The sequence below is a fragment of the Microbacterium luteolum genome (genome assembly GCF_039533965.1).
In the GTDB taxonomy this organism is placed as follows: Bacteria; Actinomycetota; Actinomycetes; order Actinomycetales; family Microbacteriaceae; genus Microbacterium; species Microbacterium luteolum.
Map to the genome: position 1 here is coordinate 2,507,063 of NZ_BAAAUN010000001.1, position 23,628 is coordinate 2,530,690.

At 69.5% G+C, this 23,628-nt stretch carries 22 protein-coding genes; 15 read left to right on the forward strand and 7 right to left on the reverse strand.

Features of this window, described 5'->3' with window-relative positions:
• Positions 1-19: 19 nt before the first annotated feature.
• Together ABD648_RS12100 and ABD648_RS12105 are read right to left on the reverse strand one after the other, a co-directional pair.
• Complete coding sequence (locus ABD648_RS12100; RefSeq protein WP_282215210.1) at positions 20-1,444, reverse strand: mechanosensitive ion channel domain-containing protein; 1,425 nt, start codon at positions 1,442-1,444, stop codon at positions 20-22.
• A 2-nt stretch (positions 1,445-1,446) separates the two neighbouring features.
• Positions 1,447-3,609: an adenylate/guanylate cyclase domain-containing protein gene (locus ABD648_RS12105; protein WP_282215211.1), complete on the reverse strand. Its 2,163-nt coding sequence runs from the start codon at positions 3,607-3,609 to the stop codon at positions 1,447-1,449.
• Positions 3,610-3,714: 105 nt separating this feature from the next.
• Between ABD648_RS12105 and ABD648_RS12110 the strand changes: the two genes are divergently transcribed.
• From ABD648_RS12110 to ABD648_RS12145, 8 genes are all read left to right on the forward strand, one after another.
• Positions 3,715-4,416 (forward strand): Pr6Pr family membrane protein, encoded by a 702-nt coding sequence (locus tag ABD648_RS12110; RefSeq protein ID WP_282215212.1) that lies wholly within the window; start codon positions 3,715-3,717, stop codon positions 4,414-4,416.
• A gap of 259 nt (positions 4,417-4,675) precedes the next feature.
• A complete protein-coding gene (locus tag ABD648_RS12115; RefSeq protein WP_282217544.1) occupies positions 4,676-5,641 on the forward strand; it encodes an AAA family ATPase in 966 nt (321 codons plus the stop codon).
• 6 nt (positions 5,642-5,647) lie between these two features.
• Positions 5,648-6,535 (forward strand): DUF58 domain-containing protein, encoded by an 888-nt coding sequence (locus tag ABD648_RS12120; RefSeq protein WP_282215213.1) that lies wholly within the window; start codon positions 5,648-5,650, stop codon positions 6,533-6,535.
• Positions 6,522-7,013, forward strand: a complete 492-nt coding sequence (locus ABD648_RS12125; protein ID WP_282215214.1) for a hypothetical protein — start codon at positions 6,522-6,524, stop codon at positions 7,011-7,013. The genes ABD648_RS12120 and ABD648_RS12125 overlap by 14 nt, the downstream gene beginning before the upstream one ends.
• Complete coding sequence (locus ABD648_RS12130) at positions 7,004-7,990, forward strand: VWA domain-containing protein (RefSeq protein WP_282215215.1); 987 nt, start codon at positions 7,004-7,006, stop codon at positions 7,988-7,990. The genes ABD648_RS12125 and ABD648_RS12130 overlap by 10 nt, the downstream gene beginning before the upstream one ends.
• Positions 7,987-9,138 carry a VWA domain-containing protein gene (locus ABD648_RS12135; RefSeq protein WP_282215216.1) on the forward strand — a complete coding sequence of 384 codons (1,152 nt, stop codon included), beginning with the start codon at positions 7,987-7,989 and terminating at the stop codon, positions 9,136-9,138. The genes ABD648_RS12130 and ABD648_RS12135 overlap by 4 nt, the downstream gene beginning before the upstream one ends.
• Entirely contained in the window at positions 9,135-9,884 is a 750-nt protein-coding gene (locus ABD648_RS12140) for a hypothetical protein (protein ID WP_282215217.1), read from the forward strand. The genes ABD648_RS12135 and ABD648_RS12140 overlap by 4 nt, the downstream gene beginning before the upstream one ends.
• Positions 9,878-10,993 (forward strand): hypothetical protein, encoded by a 1,116-nt coding sequence (locus ABD648_RS12145; protein WP_282215218.1) that lies wholly within the window; start codon positions 9,878-9,880, stop codon positions 10,991-10,993. Before ABD648_RS12140 ends, ABD648_RS12145 begins: the two co-directional genes overlap by 7 nt.
• Before the next feature lie 133 nt (positions 10,994-11,126).
• On the opposite strand, the gene ABD648_RS12150 is transcribed toward ABD648_RS12145, so the two are convergent.
• The 3 genes from ABD648_RS12150 to ABD648_RS12160 all read right to left on the reverse strand — a co-directional run bounded on the left by ABD648_RS12150 (position 11,127) and on the right by ABD648_RS12160 (position 14,049).
• Positions 11,127-12,122, reverse strand: coding sequence for a helix-turn-helix domain-containing protein (locus ABD648_RS12150; protein ID WP_282215219.1), 996 nt, complete (start codon positions 12,120-12,122; stop codon positions 11,127-11,129).
• A 65-nt stretch (positions 12,123-12,187) separates the two neighbouring features.
• On the reverse strand, positions 12,188-13,156 hold the full coding sequence (locus ABD648_RS12155) for an alpha/beta hydrolase (RefSeq protein ID WP_282215220.1): 969 nt from the start codon (positions 13,154-13,156) through the stop codon (positions 12,188-12,190).
• A gap of 185 nt (positions 13,157-13,341) precedes the next feature.
• Positions 13,342-14,049, reverse strand: a complete 708-nt coding sequence (locus ABD648_RS12160; protein ID WP_282215221.1) for a ZIP family metal transporter — start codon at positions 14,047-14,049, stop codon at positions 13,342-13,344.
• A gap of 337 nt (positions 14,050-14,386) precedes the next feature.
• On the opposite strand from ABD648_RS12160, the gene ABD648_RS12165 reads away from it, so the two are divergent.
• Together ABD648_RS12165 and ABD648_RS12170 are read left to right on the forward strand one after the other, a co-directional pair.
• A complete protein-coding gene (locus tag ABD648_RS12165) occupies positions 14,387-14,644 on the forward strand; it encodes a hypothetical protein (protein ID WP_282215222.1) in 258 nt (85 codons plus the stop codon).
• 40 nt (positions 14,645-14,684) lie between these two features.
• Positions 14,685-15,932 (forward strand): MFS transporter, encoded by a 1,248-nt coding sequence (locus ABD648_RS12170; RefSeq protein ID WP_282215223.1) that lies wholly within the window; start codon positions 14,685-14,687, stop codon positions 15,930-15,932.
• A gap of 13 nt (positions 15,933-15,945) precedes the next feature.
• Here ABD648_RS12170 and ABD648_RS12175 read toward each other — a convergent pair whose 3' ends face one another.
• Both ABD648_RS12175 and ABD648_RS12180 read right to left on the reverse strand, forming a co-directional pair.
• On the reverse strand, positions 15,946-16,746 hold the full coding sequence (locus ABD648_RS12175; protein ID WP_282215224.1) for an NAD(P)H-dependent oxidoreductase: 801 nt from the start codon (positions 16,744-16,746) through the stop codon (positions 15,946-15,948).
• The gene (locus tag ABD648_RS12180) at positions 16,743-18,098 is read right to left on the reverse strand and encodes an MFS transporter (protein WP_282215225.1); all 1,356 of its coding nucleotides are present in this window, start codon (positions 18,096-18,098) and stop codon (positions 16,743-16,745) included. Before ABD648_RS12180 ends, ABD648_RS12175 begins: the two co-directional genes overlap by 4 nt.
• Positions 18,099-18,195: 97 nt before the next feature.
• Between ABD648_RS12180 and ABD648_RS12185 the strand changes: the two genes are divergently transcribed.
• The 5 genes from ABD648_RS12185 to ABD648_RS12205 all read left to right on the forward strand — a co-directional run bounded on the left by ABD648_RS12185 (position 18,196) and on the right by ABD648_RS12205 (position 23,573).
• Positions 18,196-18,606 carry a winged helix-turn-helix transcriptional regulator gene (locus ABD648_RS12185; RefSeq protein ID WP_282215226.1) on the forward strand — a complete coding sequence of 137 codons (411 nt, stop codon included), beginning with the start codon at positions 18,196-18,198 and terminating at the stop codon, positions 18,604-18,606.
• A 72-nt stretch (positions 18,607-18,678) separates the two neighbouring features.
• The gene (gene argG / locus ABD648_RS12190; protein WP_282215227.1) at positions 18,679-20,112 is read left to right on the forward strand and encodes an argininosuccinate synthase; all 1,434 of its coding nucleotides are present in this window, start codon (positions 18,679-18,681) and stop codon (positions 20,110-20,112) included.
• Between the two features lie 130 nt (positions 20,113-20,242).
• The gene (locus ABD648_RS12195; RefSeq protein ID WP_282215228.1) at positions 20,243-20,875 is read left to right on the forward strand and encodes a TetR/AcrR family transcriptional regulator; all 633 of its coding nucleotides are present in this window, start codon (positions 20,243-20,245) and stop codon (positions 20,873-20,875) included.
• Entirely contained in the window at positions 20,872-21,750 is an 879-nt protein-coding gene (locus tag ABD648_RS12200; protein ID WP_282215229.1) for a hypothetical protein, read from the forward strand. Before ABD648_RS12195 ends, ABD648_RS12200 begins: the two co-directional genes overlap by 4 nt.
• Positions 21,747-23,573 (forward strand): YhgE/Pip family protein, encoded by a 1,827-nt coding sequence (locus ABD648_RS12205; RefSeq protein ID WP_282215230.1) that lies wholly within the window; start codon positions 21,747-21,749, stop codon positions 23,571-23,573. The genes ABD648_RS12200 and ABD648_RS12205 overlap by 4 nt, the downstream gene beginning before the upstream one ends.
• Positions 23,574-23,628: the final 55 nt, after the last annotated feature.

Here is a 23,628-nt window from a genome sequence, read left to right on the forward strand (position 1 = left end):
CAGACCGACGGTGCTGCGCTCAGCGCTCGCCGATGACGTTCCGCGCGATGCCGAGCTCGGCGAGCCGCGCGGCGGCCAGCGTGCGCTTGAGCTCGAGCGCCTCGCCGATCTCGCCCGCCAGGCGTGGACGGCTCTGGATCAGTGCATCCACCGTCGACAGCGGCAGCACCACGACCGTGAGGACCTCGCCGGCGATCGTGACCGCCTGGGTACGCTCGCGGGTGAGGGCGGTGTGCCCGACGATGTCGCCCTTCTCGGCGCTGGCGAACTCGATGCGGCCGCCGTCGGCCTCGATCGCGAGCACGGCCCGGCCTGAGACGACCACGCGCACCTCGTCGGGGACGATGCCGCTGCCGAGCACCGTCTCGCCGACGCCGTAGCGCTCGAGGCGCGCACCCGCGGTCACGGCCTCGATGTCGTCATCGCGAAGATGCAGCGTCGGCGCGATCGCGGCCATCGCCTCGACCAGACGCTGAGGTTCGGCGAGCGGGTCGGTCGCATCCCCGTCGAGCGCGAATCCGCGGCGACGCGCGGCGTACCAGAGCCAGGAGAGGTACATCGAGAGCGCACGGGACGCGTCGGCAGGCCCGGCGACCGGGATCGAGACGGCATACGCACCGGCACCCGAGTAGTGCACGGTGGCGCGCTCGCGCGGAAGCTTCATCGGCAGGGCATCCGCGATCGCGACCAGCAGCGACATGACCTCGTGCGGCGGATCATCGGTAGAGAACTTCACCGGCGTCTCGGCGGAGTACGGCCCTTCGGGCTCGCTCATGTTCGTGAACGAGGCTCCGGACAGCGACGAGTTCGGGACGATCTGGATGCCGCCGCCGGTCTCGATGTGCACGGCACGCCAGTTGACCTCGACGACCCGGCCCTTCACGCCCGCTGCGTCGAGCCAGTCGCCGATCTTGAACGGCTGCTCGAAGAGAAGCAGGAGCCCCGAGATCACGCCGCCCACGGCGTTCTGCAGCGCGAGGCCGATCACGATCGACCCGACGCCGAGAGCGGTGAAGAGGCCGCCGACATCGGCATCCCACACCCAGGAGAACAGGAGCGCGAGCCCGACGCCCACGAGGATCAGCCGCGCGATCTCGACGAAGATCGTGGGGATGCGCCCGCGCCAGGAATCCTTCTCCGCGTTGGCGAACAGTGCGACGTTGAAGGCGGAGAGCACGAGCAGGATGACGAGGAAGCCGAACACGGTCGCGACGACGCGCGTCCACACCTGATCGGCCGGCGACTGGATCGCGAACGCCAGGAGCCCGAACAGCGCGCCGACCGGCACGACGCCGTTACGCAGCATCCGCAGCGGCTTGGCGACCGGATTGCCTCGACGCGTGAGCGTTCCGATGATCTCGGTCAGCACGACGAGGATCACGGGCACGCCGACGGCGAGCCCGATCACCCACCAGGCCCAGCCGTCCTCGAACGCGTCGGCCACGGTCAGACCACCTTCCAGACGGTCTCGGTCCGGCCCTGGGTCTCCACCGTCCCCGCCTCGACGTAGGTGACCAGCTCCTGCGTGCGGTCGCGCACGTTCTGGCTCACGTAGATCCCGGGCTCGCCGGTGACCGAGCGCACCCGGTAGGCCAGGTTCACGGCATCGCCCCACAGGTCGTAGGCGAGGCTCGTGCGCGCGACGAGGCCGCTGGTCACGGTGCCGGCGTCGACGCCCGCGCGCAACCCGATCTGGGTCCCGTGCTGGGAGTTGAAGCGCTCGAGCACGCCCAGCAGGTTGCGGGCGAACTCGACGCTGCGGCGGATGTTGTCCACGCGCGGCACGATCAGTCCCGACGACGCGAGGTACCCGCCGCGCAGCGTGCGCACCTTCTCGACCCCGGCCTTCTCGGCTGCCTCGTCGAAGCCCCGCATGAGCGTGTTGAGGAGTCCGATCTCCTCTTCCGCACTCTTGCCGCGGACGGCATCGTCGAATCCGACCAGCTCGGCGAAGACGACCGACACGTTCTCGTGCGCCTCGGTGATGGCCTCGTCGCCCTGCTTGTACTTCGTCGCGACGCTCTCCGGCATCAGCGTGTGGAGCAGCTTCTCGTTCTCCTTCTGCTGCTCGTCGATGAGGTCCTGCTTGATCCGCAGGCTCGACGCCATGTCGTTGAACGCGCTGCCGAGGTCGCCGAACTCGTCGCGCGAGCCCTGCGGGACCTGCACGTCGAGGTCGCCCTCCGCGACGCGGTGCACGGCACCGACGAGCCGATGGATCGGACGGGTGAACACCTGGGCGAGGAGCAGCGAGAGCAGAGAGACGCCGAGCATGATGCCGAGCAGCGACAGCAGCACGTTGCGCGTGAAGTCGTTGACCGGCTCGAACGCCTCTGCGGTGTCGATGCGCGCGACGATGACCCAGTCGAGCCCGTCGATCTCCAGGGGCGCGTAGGCGGTGACACTGTCGCCGCCGATGTAGTCGCGGCCGATGACCGTGCCGCTGCGTCCGGCCTGCGCCTCGGACACCGCGAAGGTGTCGACGGGCTGCAAGAGCACGGTCCCCTTGACCTCGCCGATGCGGTTGGCGATCGTCGGAGCGATCCCTCCGCTGATGAGCCGCTTGACGTAGTCCTCGGGATCTTCGACCAGACGTCGGGAGGTGCTGCGCATGAGGTCGTCGCGACCTACCAGGTACACCTCGCCCGTGTCGCCGAGGCCCTGCGCCTTCCATCCCTCACTGCCGGTCATCACGGCGTTGATCGTGTCGACCGGCACCTGGAGCGCCATGGCGCCCGTGATGCCGCTGTCGTTGCCGACCGGGGAGATGACCCACATCGTGGGGATGTTCAGCGAGGGGATCCAGCGCTCGAAGTCGGTCAGCCCGATGGAGTCGACCGAGTTGGTCGCGATCGTGTCGCGGTACGTCTGCGCGAAGACGGTGTCGCGATACGGACCGGTGTTCACGTTCGTGCCCAGTTCGATGCCCTTGTAGGCGGAGAAGACGACGTCACCGTCGAGGTTGAGCAGCAGCGCATCTTCGTAACCGGCCTGCTGCACCAGCCGTGTGAAGTAGTCGCCGTATCGTTCGGCCCCAGCCGCGTAGCTCGTGCCGTCGCCGCTGTCGTTGGTCACGAGCAGCTCGTCGAAGTCGGCGTCGAAGTCCTCGTTCTTCGTCGTGTACTGCAGCTGCAGGTAGCGACCGGCGTTCGACTCGGGGATGAACGCCTCGGTGCCGTACTCCTCTCCGGCGCGCGCCTCGAGCGTCGGGATGAAGGTGTCGGCGTAGTAGGCCTCGAGCTGCGCGGACTGCTCGTCGGTGACCACCTGCTGCTGCAGTTCGTCCCACGCGGCGTTCATCGTGTTCGAGAGCGTCTGCGCGCTGAGGTTCCGCGACTGCAGGGAGGCTTCGCGCTTGACGTCATCGATCGCCTCGGTGATCTCGACCGCTCTCATCGAGCGGATCGTGATGAGTTGATCGACGGCCGCGTCGTGCAAGGACTGCCGGCCGTTGATGAACCCGATCGCTCCCACGACGACCGAGGAGACCAGGCTCACCGCGAGGAGCATGATCAGCAGCTTCGACTGGATGCTGAGCCCGCCTCCGCGGAATCGGCGCGTTCGCGTCGCAGCCTCTGCGCTGCTGTTACCGGTCCCGCTCTCGCTCATGCGCCCTCCGCCGTGCATCGTGCGCGTCCCCGCTGGAACACTATCGATATACCGGTACGACGGTCTACACACGGGTTCCGCTACAGTGACCGGCGGAGGCGAACAATGACGACCTGGTGGCCCTTTGCACGACTCGCGGCATCCGCACTCGCCCTGGCCGCGATCATCGCGCAGCTGAGCCGTTCCATCGAGAACGGGCTCGCGGCGACCACCGAGTGGGGCAGCCACATTCCCACGGTCGCCGCGAACTTCCTCAGCTTCTTCACGATCGAGTCGAACCTCCTGGCCGCGATCGTGCTCGCCATCGCCGCGATCTGGGCGCTCCGCAACCGCGACAACACCGATCCCGAACCGCGCTGGCTCGCGATCCTCCTCGTCTGCGCGAGCACGTACATGATCGTGACGGGCATCGTCTACAACACGCTCCTGAGGGGCGTGCCGCTGCCTCAGGGCGTCACGGTCCCCTGGTCCAACGAGGTGCTGCACGTCGTCATCCCGCTGCTGCTGCTGCTCGACGTGCTGTTCGCGCCGCGGCGGCGCGCGCTCGGCTGGAACACGATCTTCCTCGCCGCGATCTTCCCGATCGTGTGGGTCGTCTACACGCTGGTCCGCGCGAATCTGATCATCGCCCCGGCGACCGGGAACCCGTACTGGTACCCCTACCCGTTCCTCGACCCGCACCAGCCGGGCGGCTACGGCGCCGTCAGCCTCTACGTACTCCTGATCGCTGCGATCATCATCGGCGCCGCTGCCCTCGTGGTCTGGGTCGGCCGCAAGCGCGGCACCCGCCCCGCCGTCTCCGCCTGACCCGGGCACCCCTGCCCGCCGGACTCCGGCCCGGATGCGATTACGCTGGTGCGCGGGGGATGGCCGTGACGCGTGGTCCCCGTGTGACTGAGGGAGCCACCACATGAACGAGCCCTACACGCAGGACCCGCAGGCGAGCTCTGCGCCGCCGCCCCCGCCGCCTCCTCCCGCCCCTTCGACAGGCTCAGGGACCCAGGGCGCAAGCACGACGGCGGGCGTGTCCGGGTCGAAGAACCAGGGCGCCCCCACCGACGCCGAGATGTCCCGCGCAGCCGCCGTCCTCACGGTCATCTCGGACTCCTACTCCGCGAAGATGGTCGGTCAGGACCGCCTGCGGATGAGCCTGCTCGTGTCGCTCATCGCCGGCGGCCACATCCTGCTCGAGAGCGTGCCCGGTCTCGCCAAGACGACGGCGGCCAGCACTCTCGCCGACACCGTGAAGGCGCAGTTCAAGCGCATCCAGTGCACGCCCGACCTGCTCCCGAGCGACATCACCGGCAGCCAGATCTACGAGTCGGCGACCGGCACGTTCCGCACGGTCCTCGGCCCGGTGCACGCGAACTTCGTGCTGCTCGACGAGATCAACCGCTCGAGCGCGAAGACGCAGAGCGCCATGCTCGAGGCGATGCAGGAGCACCAGACCACGATCGGCGGCGAGATCCATCACCTCCCGAAGCCGTTCCTCGTGATCGCGACGCAGAACCCCATCGAGCAGGAGGGCACGTACGAGCTGCCCGAGGCGCAGATGGACCGCTTCCTGCTCAAGGAGATCGTCGAGTACCCGAGCCCGGCCGAGGAGTTCGAGATCCTCAGCCGCATCGACTCGGGCGTGCTCGACCCCGACCGTCACGTGACGAGCGCGGTCACCCTCGACGACGTGCACCTGCTGCAGGATGTCGCGAGCCGGGTCTACGTCGACCCCGCGATCCGCAACTACATCGTGTCGATCGCCTATGTGACCCGGAACCCCGCGCCGTACATCGGCGAGGAGCGCGCACGCCTCATCAAGTACGGGGCGAGCCCGCGCGCGAGCATCGCCTTCCTTCAGGCCTCGCGGGCTCTCGCGCTGCTGAACGGCCGCGCGCACGTGCTGCCCGAGGACATCCGGGCGCTCCGCCACCTGGTGCTGCGCCACCGTCTGCTCCTCACGTTCGAGGCCGACGCCGAGGGCATCCGCAGCGAGGAGATCATCGACGAGATCTTCGCCGCCGTGCCGACTCCCTGACCCGCCATGCCCAGCCTGATCACGCAGGTGAAGAGCAAGCTCTTCATCCACTCGTCGCGCAAGTCGCTGCACGCGCTCGACGGCGCCTACGCGTCGCTGCTGCACGGGCGCAGCCTCGACTTCGAGGACCTGCGCAAGTACGAGTACGGTGATCAGGTCCGCGACATCGACTGGCGGGCGACCGCGCGACTGGGTGCTCCGCTGGTGAAGCGCCATCGCGCGATGCGCATGCACACGATCATGTTCGTGGTCGACACCGGGCGCTCGATGGCCGCGCTCGCTCACGACGAGAAGTCCAAGAAGGATCTGGCGATCCTCGCGACCGGCGTTCTCGGGGTGCTCGCCCTGCGCCACGGCGACGACTTCACGATGGTCTACGGCGACGCGGAGCGTGTGCGTCGGCGCGCGCCAGGACGCAGCGAGGGCGCGCTCGAGCACGCCCTGCGCACGATCGACAAGGCCATCGACGAGAGCACCGCATCGAGCGATCGCGACGCCCTGCTGTCCTACGTCACGCGCACCATCTCGCGGCGCATGATCGTCGTCGTGATCACCGATGAGGCGCCGATCACCGACGAGACGGAGCGGATGCTGCGCCGCCTGCGCGTGCAGCACGACGTACTGTGGCTCACGGTGCGCGACGCCGACCCGGTGCTCGACCACACCACGCGCACCATCCGCAGCGACGTCGACAGCCGGTGGGACGTTCCGGACTTCGTGCAGGGCGACCTCGGCATCGTCCGCGAGCTCACGGCGCAGACCGAGGCGGACGCCGCCCGTCTCGCCGAGACCCTGAAGCGAATGGAGATCAGCCACGCCGCGCTCGACGGGCAGGACGACGCCGTCTCCCAGCTGCTGCAGCTGCTCAACCGGAGGTCTCATGCCGGGATCTGACGAGCTCTACCCGCCGGCGCAATACGGCTGGGGATGGATGCTGCTCGCCATCGGCATCCTCGCCCTGCTGGTGCTCGGCGCATGGCTGCTGATCGTGCTCACCCGTCCGCGGCGCGCCCTCTCGACCGCCGGAGAAGCGCAGGGGCCCACGCTGCTCACGGTCGACGTGCTCTCGCAACTGCGCACCGAGTACCTCGAGCGCATCCGGATGGTCGAGACGGACTACCGGGAGCGGAAGCTCTCGGCGAGGAACGCGAACTTCGAGCTGAGCCGGGTCGTGCGCACGTTCGTGAACGAGTACAGCGGCCTGGAGGCGCCGGTGCTCGCGCTCGACGACCTCAAGGCCCGCGGCGTGCACCCCGCGCTCATCGACGCGATGGGCCGGCACTACTACCCGAGCATCTTCCGCCAGGGACCGGCGATCGACCCGATCGCCGGCGCCGAGGCGGCGCGGACGGTGGTGCGCACATGGCACTAGCCAACTTCTGGATGATCATCGTCGCGCTCGCGGTCGTGCTGATCGCGCTCGGCATCGGCCTCGCGCTGGGCCTCCGCCGCGCCGGACGCGGCGAGGCCGGCGAGCGGGCGCGGGTCGCCCGCGCAGAGCGTCTGCGCGCGCTGCCGTCGTTCCGCCAGGCGCTGACGCGGCGGGTGCTCGCGCTGTCCGGCATCCTCGTCCTCGGTACCGTGGCGACCGTGGCGGCCGGTGTGGTGGCCGCCCGGCCGATGTCGTCGCAGACCATCCAGCCGGTGAACACCAGCCGCGACATCATGCTGTGCCTCGACGTGTCCGGCTCGATGACCGAAGTCGACGTCGAAGTGCTGAGCGTGTTCGAGGAGCTGCTGGAGGACTTCGAGGGCGAGCGGATCGGTCTGACGATCTTCAACAGCTCGCCCGTGCAGATCTTCCCGCTGACCGACGACTACGACTTCATCCGCGAGCACCTCGCGAGCATCAAGGAGAGCTTCGACTACGTCGATCAGATCCCCGAGCACTGGGTCGGCACGCTCAACGGCGAGGGCGCCTCGCTGATCGGCGACGGACTCGCCGCGTGCACCATGGGCTTCGACCGCCCCGACGACGAGCGGTCGCGCTCGGTGATCTTCGCCACCGACAACGAGATCAACGGCGCCTCGATCGTGACGCTCGAGGAGGCCGCCGGCTACGCCAAGTCCAAGGGCGTGCGCGTGTTCGCGCTCAATCCGGTGCAGGGCAAGGACGCCGAGGTCAGCGCCGAGCTCGCCGCCGCGGCCGAGACGACCGGGGGCGCCGCCTACGGCCTGCGCGACACGACGACCGTGTCCGACATCGTGACCGAGGTGCAGGAGCAGGAGGCCACCGAACTCCGCGGCGAGGCGCAGGTCGTCTGGACCGACACCCCGAACCTCTGGATCGTGGTGCTGTCGGTCGCACTGCTCTCGTTCGCCGTCGTGCTGTGGAGGGTGAGACTGTGATCTTCCAGCCCGTCCTGCATCCGCTGCTGCTCGTCCTGCTGTTCGTGCCCGTGATCGCCCTCGCCGTCTGGCTGACCGTGCGCGGGGGCGGCCCTTCGACGAGCTCAGGGACCCAGGGAGCGGGCTCCGGCACCGCGGGAGCGAAGTCCGGCACCCGCGCTCTGTGGGCGCTGCGCGTTCTCCTTCTGCTCGCCTGCTTCGTGATGCTGCTGCGTCCCGGCATCCCCGGCGGAGCGACGCAGACGCTCGCCACCGATACCGACATCGTGCTCGTGGTCGACACCACCGCGAGCATCGTGGCGGAGGACTGGGGCGACGGGCAGCCCCGCATCGACGGCGTCCGCGAGGACGTGCGGGCCATCGTCGAGGAGTACCCGGGCGCACGGTTCGCCCTCATCACGTCCGATGCCGCGGCCGAGCTGCGAATGCCGCTGACCACCGACACCACGGCGCTGATGGGTTCGCTCGAGGTGCTGCGACCCGAGGTGACCAGCCAGTCGCGCGGCAGCTCGATCGGCATCTCCGCGCCGCTGGTGTCCGAGACGCTCGCCTCGGCCGCCGAGTCCTCCCCTGATCGCTCGCGCATGGTGTTCTACTTCGGCGACGGCGAGCAGACCGTCGACACGCCGCCCGAGCCGTTCAGCGGCAGCGCGAAGTACACCGACGCCGGCGGCGTTTTCGGCTACGGCACGGCCGAGGGCGGCCCCATGCGCATCACGGGCGGAGGCGTGGACGACGACGAGGGATACATCGAGTACCAGGGAGAGGATGCGCTCTCGGTCATCGACGAGCAGAACCTCGAGGCGCTCGCCGAGCAGCTCGGCGTCGAGTACCAGCACCGAACGGCGGATGCCGCGCCGACCCTGCCGGACGCCCCCTCGACCACGACGAGCTACGCGGAGTCCGGCGAGGTCGGCAACGTCACCGAGCTGTACTGGATCGCCGCGCTGGTGATCATCGCGCTCCTCGGCGTCGAGCTCACGCGCGCGACGCTGCTCATCGCGCGACTCCGTCAGCTGCGGTCGCCCCGTACCAATCGGTCCCTGAGCGAGCGCAGCGAGACGAAGGGCGCTCGTTCCGCGGTTCCTGAGCGAGCGCAGCGACGAGACGAAACGCCCGCATCGACCGGCGAAGGAGGTGCGTCATGACACCTCAGGACGAGGCGGCCGCGGCGCTGCTGCGGTCGAACCGCCGACGGCGCAGCATCCGCCGCTGGGTCGCGATCGGAACCCTCCCTCTCACGCTCGCCGCGCTGTTCTTCGTCGGCAAGCTGCTGAGCATGTACGCGTTCGCGCATCAGGCGGTGACCGCCTACGTGGTCGACGACTACGCCGGCTCCGAGGCCTCGGCCCGCGGGCAGGAGTTCCTGAACTGGTTCGAGCCGTACAAGGCGCCCTTCAACATCGGCACGGCGCTCGGCGCGGCCGAGAAGCTGCCCGAGGCGCGGGCGAAGCTCGAGGAGGCCCTGGAGCTCGCGCACGGCCTCGAGGTGTGCGGCGTCCGGATCAACCTCGCCCTCGTCGTGGAGCGCATGGGCGATGCCGCCCGGGCCGGCGGCGACGGCGCGACCGCGGCGCAGCTGTACGGCGAGGCGCTGACGATCACGGTCGAGACGCCCGAGGAGTGCAAGAGCGACGAGGCGCAGGAGCAGTCCTCGGATCCGGAGCGCGACATGTCGGACTCGCTCGAGGGCACCGAGGAGCGGCTCAAGCAGAAGCAGCAGGAACAGGAGCAGGAGCCGCAGCCGCAGGAGCCGCAGCCCGAGGACGAGGAGCCGCAGCCGTCCGAGGACAAGCTGGAGGACCTGCAGGACAAGCTCGAGCAGGGCACGCAGGAGCGCGACCAGCAGCAGAACGACGACCCCGGCAGCTCGGGAACGGACAAGCCATGGTGATGGATCACGAGAAGCAGCGGGCGCGCTACATCGCCGGCACCGAGGGGGCGCCGCCCGTGCCTCCGCCCGGAGGCTACCGCGGCGCGCGACGCCAGCAGGCACCGGTGGCCGGGGCTCCGCTGCCGCCGACGCCCGGAGCCACCGCGACGCTCGACGTGGAGAAGAAGCCCGCCAACACGCTCGGATGGATCGCGCTGGCGGCATCCGTCCTGTTCGCGCTGATCCTGCTCGGCACGCTGGTCGCGGGCGGCACCGACATCCTCTACGGCGTCACGATGCTGGCCCTGCAGCTCGTGGTCGTCGCGGTGATCATCGCCGCGCTGTTCTCCGCGCGAGGACGGATGCTGGGCGCGATCGCGCTCATCGTGACGATCCTGTTCAACGTCGCGACGGTCGGCGGCATGAGCGCCCTGCAGACCTCCGCCTCCGGCAACTACGAGGGCGTCAAGAGCGACGAGCAGAAGCACGAGGAGGCGTACCCGGCGATCAAGGGCACCGACCCGCAGCAGACGCTGAGCCAGCAGTCGCTCGAAGAGGTGCGCGCCCAGTCCGACGCACTGTTCGCCGACATCCGCGACAGGCTGACCGCCGAGTTCGGGTTCACGTGGGTGCCGGTCGGCGACGAGGACCTGCGCCCCGAGCGCAACGGCTACGGCGGCGAGTCGATGCTCGTCGAGTTCACGTCCACGGGCTGGGCGACGAACGAGCCGATCCAGGACTACGCGCAGAAGCTCGACGTGATGGCCGCGATCGACGACGTCGTGCTCGAGCACGGCCTGTGGGACCTCTACTCGTTCAACGACCCGACCAACTCGGGCATCGACCCGTCGATGATCGCGAAGCTGTACGGCAGCGATGATCCGCGCACCCAGAACACCTGGGAGTACTACACCGAGAACTACCCCGATCCGCTGCGGTTCTACGCGAACATCTACGACCTGTCGAAGGACTCCGACGGCGGTTTCCTGGCCGCCCGCCAGGCGCAGAACGCGCGCACCGGGGAGCCGCTCGAGGGGCTGCAGCTCGTCGTGATCGCCAGCGGCGTGCTCAGCGAGGCCGACCGCGCGGAGTTCGAGAAGAAGCTCGAGGAGTACCCCGGGTTCGGGTGAGTCCCCCGCGTTCGGCGTTTCGTCTCGCTGCGCTCGCTCAACGAACAGCCCGGTCGTCGAGCGACGAGACGAAACGCGTCAGCACCCACAGCCCGGTCGTTGAGCGAGGAGCGCAGCGACGAGACGAAACGCCTCAGTCGGCGAGGCGGAGCAGCATCCGCGCGACGACGAAGCGGGCGTGCCCCCGAGAGGTGCGCGGGTCGTACCCGAGCGTCTCGGTGAGCACCGAGAGGCGATCCTGCACGCTCGAATGATGCCGTCCTAGGCGCACGGCCGCGGCCCGCACGCTCTGCTCGTCGACCACGGCATCGAGGAGTTCGAGGCTGCGGGCATCCAGGCCGGCGAGGGTCGCGGCATCCGGATGGAGGGCGCCGGAGTCGGCCTTCTCGGCGACCAGCAGCAGTGCGCCCAGGTCGGCGGCGGCGAGCACGGGTTCTGCGGGGGTGGTCAGTCGCACCGCGATGAGCGCGGACGACCACGAGGCGGGAAGCTGCCCCTCCAGCCCGGGCATGCCGATACCCCGCCGCGCGTCGTCAGCCGGATCCCAGGCCTCTGCCGCTGCCCGCTCCGCCGGGAGGATCGTCGCCCTGGTCAGCCCGTGCCGGGTGGCGATGACGGCGGACGGATGCTGCGCCTGGGGCGCCGGGTCGGGCGGCGAGGCCACCACGCACAGCGGGCCGGGCGGCAGCCGGAGACGCGACAGCGCGGTCATCCGCTCATCGACGCCCGCGTAGGAGCTGATCGCGAGTTCGACCGCGCTCGCCGTGCCCACGGATCGGCGCGCACGGATGATGCCGAGCGCGAGAGCGAGCCGTTCGAGGATCATCGCGTCGTTGGTGTGCTCCTGGCCCTCGCGTTCGATCCAGACGACGGCATCGGGTCCGCTGTCGCGCCTCATCCAGACGTCTCGGGGATCGGTCGGATCGATACGGACGCCGTCGGCGCGCACGCGCATGATCTGGCGGCCGTCGCGCTGCCCGACGGTCGCACCGCTCAGCACCGCAGCTCCGCGGAGCATGCTCTCGACGCCGACGGATCGCTCGACGAGGGCGTCGAAGTACGTGACGACTTTGAGCGTCTCGCTGGCGTCCGGGTCGAGGGCGGTGAGACGCCCCAGCAGATCTTGCATGTCGGCTCCATCGCGCGGGAGTTCCACCCTACGGGGTCCGGCGAGGACCCCGTAGGGTGATGGCGTCAGGCGAGCAGGCGGTTCACCCAGTTGTCGCGGGCGGCGAGCATCGCCTGCGCCACGGCCGCGTGCGGCGCGAACATGTCGAATCCGTGGAATCCGCCGGCCCAGACGTGCAGCTCGGCCTGGACCCCCGCCTCCCAGAGGCGCGTGGCGTAGGCGACGTCCTCGTCGCGGAAGACCTCGGCGCTGCCGCAGTCGATGAACGCCGGCGGGAGACCGGCGAGGTCGGTCGCGCGTGCAGGGGCGGCGTAGATCGAGACGTCGGCGCCACCCTTGCGATCGCCGAGCAGAGCGGTCCAGCCGGTGATGTTGGACCCGCGGTCCCACACGCCGATGCCGTCGATCTGCTGCGTCGAGACCGTCTCGTCGCGGTCGTCGAGCATGGGGTAGATGAGCAGCTGACCGATGAGCGCCGGACCCCGACGGTCGCGGGCGAGGAGGGTCGTGCCGGCGGCCAGTCCGCCCCCGGCGCTGCCGCCGCCGATCAGCAGACGCGACAGGTCGATGCCGAGGTCTTCCGCGTGGTCCGCCGTCCACACGAGCGCGGCGTAGCAGTCCTCGACCGGGTACGGATCGGGGAACTCGGGCGCGAGCCGGTACTCGACGGTCACGATCACGCCGTTGAAGCGCTCCGCCCAGTCGAGGAATCCGACGACGCCGAGCCACCGGTTGCCGAGGATCATGCCGCCGCCGTGCGTGTGGAAGAAGCCGGGGCCCGTTCCCGTGCGACCCTCCTTCTCGATCACCGAGACGGTGATCTCATCGCCTCCGTGACCGGCGATCGTCACATCGCGGCGGGTGAATCCGCGCTCGTCGAGGAGCACGAAGATCTCGTCTTCTCCGCTGACCGGCGACTGCCGCATGATCGGGATCATCTCCGAGGTGAGTGTCGTCGGCATCTGGTCGGCGACCAGGGCGAGAGCGGCTTCGAGCTCGGGGTCGAAGGGCGGGCGAGCCAGTGTGTCGGTCATCAGAACTCCTTTGTCCTCGCCGTCTGCGTGGCGGCGTCCCGCCAGCATCCTTCACGTCCTCCCCGAGCGTAACCCGCCGCCCGCACCCGATCTGACGTGCGGATGCCGCCATCCGGCGGGGCGTTCCCGTGGCAGAAGAGCACGGTGTTCCGGCCCGTGACCCTGCCGGACTGCCACGCGAAGCGTCAGCCGGCGAACGACAGACCCGCGGCGAGCGCGAACCCGAGCACGGTCGCAAGACCCGTGGACTCCTTGGCCTTCGACTGGGCTTCGGGGACCATCGAGTCGACGAGCATGACGAGCAGGGCTCCGGCGGCGAATCCGCTCGCCGTCGTGCGGAAGGCCTCACCGGTGACCGTGGCAAGCCCGAAGCCCGCGACGGTGGCGAGCGCGCAGATCACGGCCACCCCCGCCCAGAGCAGCAGCACGCGACTCTTCGCCATGCCGCCCTGGAGCAGGTCGGTGGCCGAGCCGATGGACTCCGGCAGGTTCGAGACGAGGATCGCGACGACGAGAGCCATGCTGACCGGTTCGCCGGACGCCAGTCCGATTCCCAGCACGAGCTGCTCGGGGATGCCGTCGAGCAGAGCCCCGACCGCGAGCTGTCCGCCGCCCGCTTCGCTCTTCTTCTTGGCGGCCCTGGCGTCGAGGATGCGCGCGGCGATGTAGTACGCGAGGGCGCCGGCGGCGACCCCTGCCACGAGGGGGATCGCGCCGCCGCGCTGGAGTCCCTCCTCCCAGAGCTCGAAGGCGATCGAGGCCATCAGCGCGCCCGCGCCGAAGCCGAGGACGATGCCGAGCCAGCGGGGCGGCCAGGCACGCAGCATCGCGAGCACCGCGCCGACGAACAGCGGGGATGCCGCGACCACACCCCACAGCACCGCTTCGCCCATGTTCCGCCTCCGTGCACACTCTCCCACGGTGAGAGCGGGTTGAGGTGGAGGCTACTCCTGCACAGTGGTCAGTTTCGGATGACTTTCGCCAACCGTCGGCCAGGCGAGTCAAACGGCGAGCGAGGCGGACCTTCGGACGGATTCCCTGGAGTCATGACCAGAAGCAGTCGTCAACATATCATTGACGCCCCGCATGCACGACCGCTACGCTGACCGCAAGCGGATCGCGTCGGACGACTCCTCGAACTCGTGCTCGTGCCGGCTCAGAGCCCTTCACTCATCATTCACGCGGATCGACTCCGACCCAGTCGATACCACTACCTCTGAGGGAGGATGCATGACCAGAACAGCCGTCCGAGACGATCGCGATCGGGACGTCGAGGCGTTCATCGACAGCATCCGTCCCGAAACGATGCGCGACGCATCCCGGCTGCGCGACATCGCCGCCGCGCGCGCAGCACGTGATGCCGCCGACCAACGACTCACCGCTGCCGTCGCAGCTGCGCGAGCGGCCGGCGACTCCTGGACGATGATCGGCCTCGCGCTGCGCACCTCGAAGCAGAACGCGTTCCGCAAATACGGAACCACGAAATGACCACCGAACCCGAGGCGGATATGGCTGACCGGCGCGTCGGATGAGTGACAGACCGGGCGAGGTGCTGCGCCTTCCCGCGTTCGCACTGTTCTGGTCGTCGTCGACCCTCGGGGCGTTCACCGGAGCCGTGAGCGCTGTCGCATTCCAAGTGCTCATCGTCACGACACTGGGCGCCTCCGCCTTCGAGATCGGCCTGCTGAACGCGGCGAACGTGGTGCCCTACCTGCTCTTCGGCCTGATCGTCGGGGCGCTGATGGACCGGTGGCGCCGCAAGCCCGCGATGGTGCTCGCGAGCGTCGGCCGCGCACTCGTCCTCGGCGCGATCCCCGTGCTGTGGGTCACCGGGACCCTGACCGTCTGGACGTTCGGCGCCCTGTTCCTGATCTTCGGCGCCCTCACGCTGATCGCCGACTCGGCCGCGCAGCCGATGCTTCCCCGACTCGTCCCGCGGAACCAGCTCGTCTCCGCGAACGCCAGGCTCGGGCAGGCGGGCACCGTCGCGCAGACCACCGGCCCGGCTCTCGGCGGAGCGCTCGTGAGCTGGCTCAGTGCTCCGGTCGCGATCCTCATCGACGCCGTCGCCTACCTCGTCAGCGCGGTGATGCTCAGCCGGATCAAGGTCGACGAGCCGAAAGCCGAGCCCCGCACCGACGGACGCCACCTCGGTCACGACATCGTCGAGGGTCTGCGGTGGACATATTCGCATCGCACCCTCGCCCCGATGGCCGCGTCGGTGAACGTCTGGTTCCTCGGCAACAGCATCGCGCTGACCGCGTTCGCTCCGTACGCCCTGCGCGAGCTCGACCTCGGCGCTCTGGTGTTCGGCCTCGTGCTCGCGCTCGGTGGCGTCGGTGGATTCCTCGGTGCGGTGCTCGCGCCGATGGCGGGCCGACGCTTCGGGGTCGGCGGTGCCGTCCTGGCCGGACGCGTGCTCTCGGCGTTGGCCTGGCTCGCCGTGCTGATCCTCCCGGCATCCGAGAACATCGCGATCGTGGCGATCCCTCTCGGCATCGGCCAGTTCCTGTTCGGGCTGGGCATGGGCCTCGAGGACCCGAACGAGATGGGCTATCGCCAAGCTGTCGCGCCCGACGAGATGCAGGGCCGGTTGAACGCCTCGATCCGCACGGTCAACCGGGTCATGTTCCTCATCGGCGCGCTGATCGCCGGCGGACTCGCCACCGCCTTCGGGTTCCGCGTCACGATCGGTGTGAGCGTGGTGATCTTCGTGGTCGCGGCGCTCATCGTTCTCTTCTCACCACTGCGCACCGCGCGGCACGAAGACCTCTGAAGCCGGGCCGGGCTCACCGAGCCGAGTCGACGCCCGTGCGATGGATGCCGAGATCGGTGCGATCTGCCAGGATGTCGGCGCGGAGAGCTCTCGTGCCGCGATAGTCGCCATCCTGCAGGCGTCGGTAGGGCCGGAGCTGCGTCTCCGTGCGGATGCCTGCGAGGCGCTGACCGAGGCGGTCGAGTTCCGCATCGATACCCGTCGCGTCGAGTCCGTCGGCGTCGTGCACGACGTGCAGGTCGAGCGGTTCGATGCCGGTGTACCAGAGTGTGCCGTGCGTCACCGGGAAGAGCAGGGAGTCGATGTCTCCGCTGATGCCACGCGGGCCGATCGACCGCTCGTCCTCACCGGCGGTGACGATCACCAGAGCCCGCCGGCCCGCGAGCGGTCCGGCACCGTAGCGAAGCGGCACCCCGGTCTCGGGGTCGAGAGTGCCGTAAGCGAACCCGTTCGTGAGCACGCGATCGAACCAGCCCTTCAGGATGGCGGGCACCCCGTACCACCACAGGGGGAACTGGAACACGAGGAGTTCGGCTGCAGCGACCTTGCGCTGCTCCTCGACCACGTCGTCGGCCAGCTGCCCTGCAGCCTGGGCCTCGCCCATGAGGTCGACCACGTTGCCCGCACGGCCGAAGGGCTCGCCGAGATCCTTCGCCGACAGCACCGGATCGAAGCTCTGCGCGTAGAGGTCGGAGGTGACCACGTCGTAGTCGGCCGCGAGCTTCCGGGATCCCTCATGGAAGAGTCGCGCGTTGAACGAGCTCGACTGCGGGTGCGCGAGGATCCAGTGCGCTGTCGGGCGCGTGGCGGTCACGATGTCGCCTTCCTGGTGCGGGCGAGCGGCAGCACGGCAGCGGCGACGACGACCACCGCGGCGATGACCAGGGCGACGGTGAATCCGCGCGCCGCGAGGATCGAGCCGATCGTGCCGAGCACCGCGATCCCGAGTCCGCCGCCGAGCGAGAAGCCGACCTCCTGGATGGCACCCACCTGGCCGGCGTCGTCCTCCGTAGTGACGTCGAACAGCGCGGTCGCGGCGAGGGTCGCCCCGATTCCGAACCCCAGGCCGACGAGCAGCAGGGGGAGCGCGACCAGGTCCGGATCGAGGGCGAGCCAGGCCAGTCCGACGCCCTGCACCGTGAGCGCCAGCACCGTCAGCGCGTTCGCGCTCAGCATCCGCAGGAAGACGGGTGCCAGCACACCGCCCAGCGCGATGGCCACCGCCTGCGGGAGGATCGCGATCCCCGCTTCGGCCGCGCTGTGGCCGCGCGCATCCTGCAGATGAAGACTCACGAGGACGACGGATGCCGATGCCACCCCGCTGCTCGCGAGGATGCGCACGATCGCGGGGCTGAAGCCCGGCACTCCGAACAACCGCATGTCGATGAGCGGATCGCGGAGCACGCGCTGTCGGCGGATGAAGAAGATCAGGACCGCGACGGCGACGACACCGGCCACGGCCGCGGGAACCGGCGCCGCGAGCACCTCGTGCAGGGCGAAGACCAGGGCCCCGAGTGCGACGATCGAGGAGAGGATGCTGAGCACGTCCCACGACGCCGGGCGGGAGCTGCGGGAGTCGGGGACGAGCCAGATGGCGAGAGCACCGGCGAGGACGGCCAGGGGCACGCTGCCCAGCAGCAGCCATCGCCATCCCGGCCCTTCCGTGACGATCCCGCCGAGCACCGGGCCGAGCGCGCTCCCGGCGCCGAACGTGGCCGTCCAGAGCCCGTAGGCGAGCACGCGCTCGCGTGCCTGGTAGTGGGCGCCGATCGTGGCGACCACACCCGCGACCACGAACGCCTCCGCGACACCGAGCAGCGCCCGGATGGCGATCAGCACGAGCCCGTTGTCGGCGAACCCGCCCACGGCGTTGAGGACGGCGAATCCCGCGAGGCCGATCAGCACGATGCGTTTGCGACCGAAGGCATCGCCGATGCGCGCAGCGAGGATGAGGGTGGCCGCGAGCGCGAGCGAGTAGATGTCGACCAGCCACAGGGCTCCGCTGTCGGTGAGCGCGAGGTCACCGCGGATGGCCGGCAGAGCGGTCGAGACGCTGCTGATCGCGAGCGCCCCGATCAGGATGCCGAGCTGCAGCGGGATCATCGCCAGCCAGGGGTGGCGGAGGGGACGAGTCGGGGAGATGGTCGTGGGGGTACTGGACGTCACCGTCTCAGTCTGGTGTGATGGTACTGAACCGGCAAGTACTGTCATTCCGGTCAGATAGTGACCAATTGGATACTATGGAAGCGCGAGAGGCGAGCCCATGAGAGAGAAGACGGAGCGCATCGTCCGGGAATGGACGGATGCCTGCGACGCAGAGGTGTCGATCGCCGTGCTCGGCGGCGCCTGGAAGCCCAGCATCCTCTCCCTCCTCGGCGAGCACGACGTGCTCCGCTTCGGCGAGCTGAGCCGCCTTCTGCTCGAACCCACGGCCCGCGTGCTCACGCGACAGCTGCGGGAGCTCGAGGACGACGGCCTGATCACCCGCGAGGTGTACCGGCAGGTGCCGCCCAAGGTCGAGTACCGACTGAGCGACCTCGGGAGAGGCGCCCAGCCCCTGGTCGACACCCTCACCCGGTGGGGCGGCGAGTACGCCGCGCATCAGAGACGGATGCTGGCCGCACCGGCATCCGTCGGCGATGACGAGCGTCAGAAGGAGTCGGTCCCGCAGTAGGCCGGCATCTCCTGCACGCGGGGTCGTCATGCGGCACAGGGCGACACGCCGCCCGCGGATAGACTGGAAAGCATGTCCAAGGTCCTCCAGTCCCTGCCCGTCGGCGAGCGCGTCGGCATCGCCTTCTCCGGAGGACTCGACACCTCCGTCGCCGTCGCATGGATGCGCGACAAGGGCGCGATTCCCTTCACGTACACCGGCGACCTCGGACAGTACGACGAAGACGACATCGCGTCGATCCCGGGCCGCGCGCTCGAGTACGGCGCCGAGGCATCGCGCCTGATCGACTGCAAGACGGCTCTGGTCGAAGAGGGCCTCGTTGCTCTCTCCTGCGGCGCCTTCCACATCCGCTCCGGCGGCAAGACCTACTTCAACACGACTCCCCTCGGTCGTGCGGTCACCGGCACGCTGCTGGTGCGCGCGATGAAGGAGGACGGCGTCGACATCTGGGGCGACGGCTCCACCTACAAGGGCAACGACATCGAGCGGTTCTACCGCTACGGCCTGCTCGCCAACCCGCGCCTGCGCATCTACAAGCCGTGGCTCGACGCCGACTTCGTCACCGAGCTCGGCGGCCGCAAGGAGATGAGCGACTGGCTCGTCGCCCACGAGTTCCCGTACCGCGACTCCGCCGAGAAGGCGTACTCGACGGACGCGAACATCTGGGGCGCCACCCACGAAGCGAAGACGCTCGAGCACCTCGACGTGTCCCTCGAGACCGTCGACCCGATCATGGGCGTGAAGTTCTGGGACCCGTCGGTCGCGATCGAGACCGAAGACGTCACCGTCACGTTCGAGGCCGGCCGCCCGGTCGCCATCAACGGCGTCGAGTACAGCGACCCGGTCGCCCTGGTCATGGAGGCCAACACGATCGGCGGACGCCACGGCCTCGGCATGAGCGACCAGATCGAGAACCGCATCATCGAGGCGAAGTCGCGCGGCATCTACGAGGCCCCGGCCATGTCGCTGCTATTCATCGCCTACGAGCGCCTCGTCAACGGCATCCTGAACGAGGACACCCTCGCGACGTACCACGAGCAGGGCCGCCGCCTCGGCCGCCTCATGTACGAGGGACGCTGGCTCGAGCCGCAGTCGCTCATGCTGCGTGAGTCGATCCAGCGCTGGGTCGGTCTCACGATCTCGGGCTCGGTCACGATCCGTCTGCGTCGCGGCGATGACTGGACCATCCTCGACACCGTCTCGCCGAACCTGTCGTACGGTCCGGAGAAGCTGTCGATGGAGCGCGTCGGCGATGCCGCCTTCGGCCCGGTCGACCGCATCGGCCAGCTCACGATGCGCAACCTCGACATCGCCGATTCGCGTTCGCGCCTCGAGCAGTACGCGGGTCTGGGACTCATCGGCGGCGCGACCGGCGAGCTCGTCGGTCGCGTGACCGCGGGTGAGTCGGGTGAGATCACCGGCTCGGTCGAAGAGGTCGACGAGAACCTGGCGGATGCCGTGGACGTCGCCTCCGAGGGTGCAGCCTTCGACTCAGGCACCGACTGACCCTTCGTCGGGATAGGACCTCTCGGAAGGGGGCGGATGCTGCGGCATCCGCCCCCTTCTCTCATTCGGGATGCTGTGAGTCCTCCGAGTTATCTTGCACAGTAGTGTGCACTATAAGTACCATGGGGACATGACCACCCGTGCACCCCGTCGAGATTCCGTGGAGAACCGCGCCGGCATCCTCGACGCCGCCCGTGCGACCCTCGCGAACGATCCGCACGCCTCCGTCGACGTCATCGCGCGCTCGGCCGGGCTCTCGCGCCGCACCCTGTACGGGCACTTCGACGACCGCGACGCGCTGATCCGCGAACTCATCTCGAGCGGAGCGCAGCGCTTCAACGCCATCGCCACCTCGGTCGACGACCCCGACAGCCGCATCGCCCTCGCCCGCCTGGCCGCTCGCCTTTGGCAGGAGGCCGCGCACGTGCAGGTCGCCGCCGCCCTCGCCCTCGACGAGTCGCACGTCGAGCACACGGCCGCGGCCCTCGCACCACTGCGCCGCACCGTCGCCGCGCTCGCCCGTCGCGGGCAGGAGGACGGAAGCTTCCGCACCGACCTCGCCGCACCCACCCTCGCCCGGTTGATCGAGGAGATGGCGCGCACGGTCGTGTCGCGGACGGATGCCGCCAGCACGGGCGCCGCGAACGTCGCGGTGCGCACCGTGCTGAGCATCGCGGGCCTGTCTTGGCGCGAAGCCGATGAGCTCCTCACCGCACACCCCGACATCATCGCCACGGAGATCGACCAGGAGGCGGACGCATGAGGATCACCCTGCACGACGTGAGCAAGGGCCGCGGCGGACAGGCGCTGCCGCTGACGAACCTCGAGTTCCACACCGGGGCCGTGCGCTTCGCCCTCGCTGAGACCGAGCAGCGGCCGACCGTGCTCGGTCTGATCGCGAGCGGCCGGATGCGGCCGGACTCCGGCCGAGTCACCCTCGACGGCGCCGAGAACGCGAAGGAGCTGCGGCGCCGCGTGGCCCTGGTCGATGCACCCGACGCCAGTGACCCGCACGCCGACATCACGCTCGCCGGAGTCGTGGGCGAGGAGCTCATGTTCGCCGGCGTCGGCGCGACACCCGTGCACGCGCGCCGGTGGCTGGCTCAGCTCGGGTTCGCCGAACTGGCATCCGTCCCGATCGGCACCGTCGACCCCGCCGCCCGCGTGCGGATCATGTGCGAGCTCGCGGTGCTGCGCGACGGAGTCGAGGGCATCGTGCTCGTCGCCCCCGACCGGCACGGCGGCAGCCCCGACGGCTGGTGGCGCATCGCCGGCGAGTTCGCCGACCGCGGTTACGCGATGCTCGTGATCATCGGCGGATCGGCTGCCGTCGCCCTCGAGCGGATGCAGGAGTTCGACGCGATCAACGCCTCCGGGCCGATCGAGCCCCTCGTGCTCGAGGAATCCGGCACCACTTCGGGGGCCGACACGCCAGATGTCGGACCGGTAGACCCAGGACGTCCGACATCTGGCGTGTCGTCCGACGAACCGGATGCCGACGAACCGGATGCCGACGAACCGGCCCTTCGACGAGCTCAGGGACCCCTCTCGGACGACGCGCCCGCCTGGGTCGCTGAGCCTGTCGAAGCGTCCGACACCGATAACGAAACCCCGACCGAGAACGGAGGCGTGCGATGAAGGTTCCTTCCATGATCGCCGCCGAGCTGCGACGCCTCACCGCCAGCAAGATGGGCATCATCGCCCTCATCGCGCTGATCTGCGTGCCGATCCTCTACGGCGGCCTCTACCTGTGGGCCAATCAGGACCCCTACGCGAAGTTCCCCGAGGTCCCGGTGGCGCTGGTCGTCGACGACGAGGGCGCCCCGGCGACCGACCAAGAGGCCGGCGCCGACACCGTGAACTACGGCGCGGACGTCGCGGACAACCTCATCGAGGGCAATGCGTTCGACTGGCAGCGGATGACAGCGGAGGAGGCCGCCGACGCGCTGCGCGAAGGCACCGTCGACTTCACCGTCACGATCCCCGCCGACTTCTCCTCGGCGCTCACCTCGGCGGCGGGCGATTCCCCGCACCAGGCGCGCATCGACCTGGAGACGAACGACGCCAACAACTACCTCGCGTCCTCGATGGGCACGCAGGCGGTCGAGAAGATCCGCAGCTCCGTGGCCGAGATGGTCGGCAGCGAGGCCGCCGAGCGCCTGCTGACAGGCCTGAGCGACGTGCGCGACAGCCTGATCACTGCCGCAGACGGAGCGTCCCAGCTGACGGATGGCGCGAACACCGCGGCATCCGGAAGCTCCACCCTCGCCGACGGCACGGCGCAGCTCGCCGATGGAACCGCGCAGCTCGCCGCTGGCGCGCAGACGCTCGCGAGCGGTGCGCAGCAGGTGAGCGCCGGGAACCGCCAGCTCGCCGATGTCGCGGATCGTGCGGGCGCCGCCGTGCAGCAGGCCGCCGACGCGCTGCCGCAGGTGCGGACCGACATCGCGAACGCCCTGGTCGACCAGGGCCTGACCCAGGAAGAGATCGATCAGGTCCTCGCGGCCCTCGACCCCCTTGCGACGCGGCTGCAGGACGGCAACGGCAAGGTCCAATCCGCGGTCGGTCAGGTCGACCAGCTCGCCGCCGGCGCAGCATCCCTCGCCTCCGGGGCGTCCGAGCTCGCGACCGGTGCGGGCACCGTCGCCACCGGCGCCTCCTCCGCAAACGCCGGAGCCGCCCAGCTGCGCGACGGGCTGAGCACGCTCGCGGCGGGCACCGCGGAACTGCGCGACGGGCTGTCCGACGGGGTCGGCCAGATCCCGGCGTCGACGCCCGAACTGCGCACGCTGCAGGCCGACACGATCGCCGACCCGGTGAAGGTCTCGAGTGACAAGGTCGCCTCCGCCGAGGACTACGGCGCAGGGCTCGCGCCGTTCTTCGCGGCGCTCTCCGCATGGATCGGCATCTACGCGCTGTTCCTCATCGTCAAGCCGATCTCGCGGCGCGCGGTCACGGCCCTGCATTCTCCGATCCGCATCACGCTCGCCGGATGGCTGACCCCCGCCATGCTGGGCGCGGTGCAGATGGTCGGACTGATGGGCATCCTCGCGATCACGCTCGGGTTCACGTTCGACAATCCGATCGGCACGCTCGGGGTGATGGTGCTCGCCTCGGCGACGTTCGCGGCGATCATCCTCACGCTCAACGTCTGGCTGGGATCGGTCGGCCAGTTCCTCGGCCTGGTGCTGATGGTGCTGCAGCTCGTCACCGCCGGAGGCACCTTCCCCTGGCAGACCCTGCCGGCGCCACTTGCAGCCCTGCATCATGTGCTGCCGCTGGGATATGTCGTGGACGCGATGCGACAGCTCATGTACGGCGGGAACCTCGCCCGTGCAGGCTGGGATCTGGCCGTCCTGGCGCTCTGGCTCGTCGGCGCCCTGGCGCTCGCGATGATCGGGGTCACGCGCATGACGCATCGCCGCACGCTGCGCGATCTGCAGCCGAGCCTGATCGGCTGAGCGGGTCCGCCGGATCGCCCCTGCGCCCGGGCGCTCCGGCGGATATGATGCGAAG

What these genes read in the sequence shown, in the direction of transcription:
- ABD648_RS12125 (WP_282215214.1), top strand. Translation starts at nt 6,522, where the DNA reads ATGCCGGGATCTGACGAGCTCTACCCGCCGGCGCAATACGGCTGGGGA.
- ABD648_RS12140 (WP_282215217.1), top strand. Translation starts at nt 9,135, where the DNA reads ATGACACCTCAGGACGAGGCGGCCGCGGCGCTGCTGCGGTCGAACCGC.
- ABD648_RS12145 (WP_282215218.1), top strand. Translation starts at nt 9,878, where the DNA reads ATGGTGATGGATCACGAGAAGCAGCGGGCGCGCTACATCGCCGGCACC.
- ABD648_RS12115 (WP_282217544.1), top strand. Translation starts at nt 4,676, where the DNA reads ATGTCCCGCGCAGCCGCCGTCCTCACGGTCATCTCGGACTCCTACTCC.
- ABD648_RS12110 (WP_282215212.1), top strand. Translation starts at nt 3,715, where the DNA reads ATGACGACCTGGTGGCCCTTTGCACGACTCGCGGCATCCGCACTCGCC.
- ABD648_RS12205 (WP_282215230.1), top strand. Translation starts at nt 21,747, where the DNA reads ATGAAGGTTCCTTCCATGATCGCCGCCGAGCTGCGACGCCTCACCGCC.
- ABD648_RS12195 (WP_282215228.1), top strand. Translation starts at nt 20,243, where the DNA reads ATGACCACCCGTGCACCCCGTCGAGATTCCGTGGAGAACCGCGCCGGC.
- ABD648_RS12130 (WP_282215215.1), top strand. Translation starts at nt 7,004, where the DNA reads ATGGCACTAGCCAACTTCTGGATGATCATCGTCGCGCTCGCGGTCGTG.
- ABD648_RS12200 (WP_282215229.1), top strand. Translation starts at nt 20,872, where the DNA reads ATGAGGATCACCCTGCACGACGTGAGCAAGGGCCGCGGCGGACAGGCG.
- ABD648_RS12120 (WP_282215213.1), top strand. Translation starts at nt 5,648, where the DNA reads ATGCCCAGCCTGATCACGCAGGTGAAGAGCAAGCTCTTCATCCACTCG.
- ABD648_RS12150 (WP_282215219.1), bottom strand. Translation starts at nt 12,122, where the DNA reads ATGCAAGATCTGCTGGGGCGTCTCACCGCCCTCGACCCGGACGCCAGC.
- ABD648_RS12185 (WP_282215226.1), top strand. Translation starts at nt 18,196, where the DNA reads ATGAGAGAGAAGACGGAGCGCATCGTCCGGGAATGGACGGATGCCTGC.
- ABD648_RS12160 (WP_282215221.1), bottom strand. Translation starts at nt 14,049, where the DNA reads ATGGGCGAAGCGGTGCTGTGGGGTGTGGTCGCGGCATCCCCGCTGTTC.
- ABD648_RS12105 (WP_282215211.1), bottom strand. Translation starts at nt 3,609, where the DNA reads ATGAGCGAGAGCGGGACCGGTAACAGCAGCGCAGAGGCTGCGACGCGA.
- argG (WP_282215227.1), top strand. Translation starts at nt 18,679, where the DNA reads ATGTCCAAGGTCCTCCAGTCCCTGCCCGTCGGCGAGCGCGTCGGCATC.
- ABD648_RS12155 (WP_282215220.1), bottom strand. Translation starts at nt 13,156, where the DNA reads ATGACCGACACACTGGCTCGCCCGCCCTTCGACCCCGAGCTCGAAGCC.
- ABD648_RS12170 (WP_282215223.1), top strand. Translation starts at nt 14,685, where the DNA reads ATGAGTGACAGACCGGGCGAGGTGCTGCGCCTTCCCGCGTTCGCACTG.
- ABD648_RS12165 (WP_282215222.1), top strand. Translation starts at nt 14,387, where the DNA reads ATGACCAGAACAGCCGTCCGAGACGATCGCGATCGGGACGTCGAGGCG.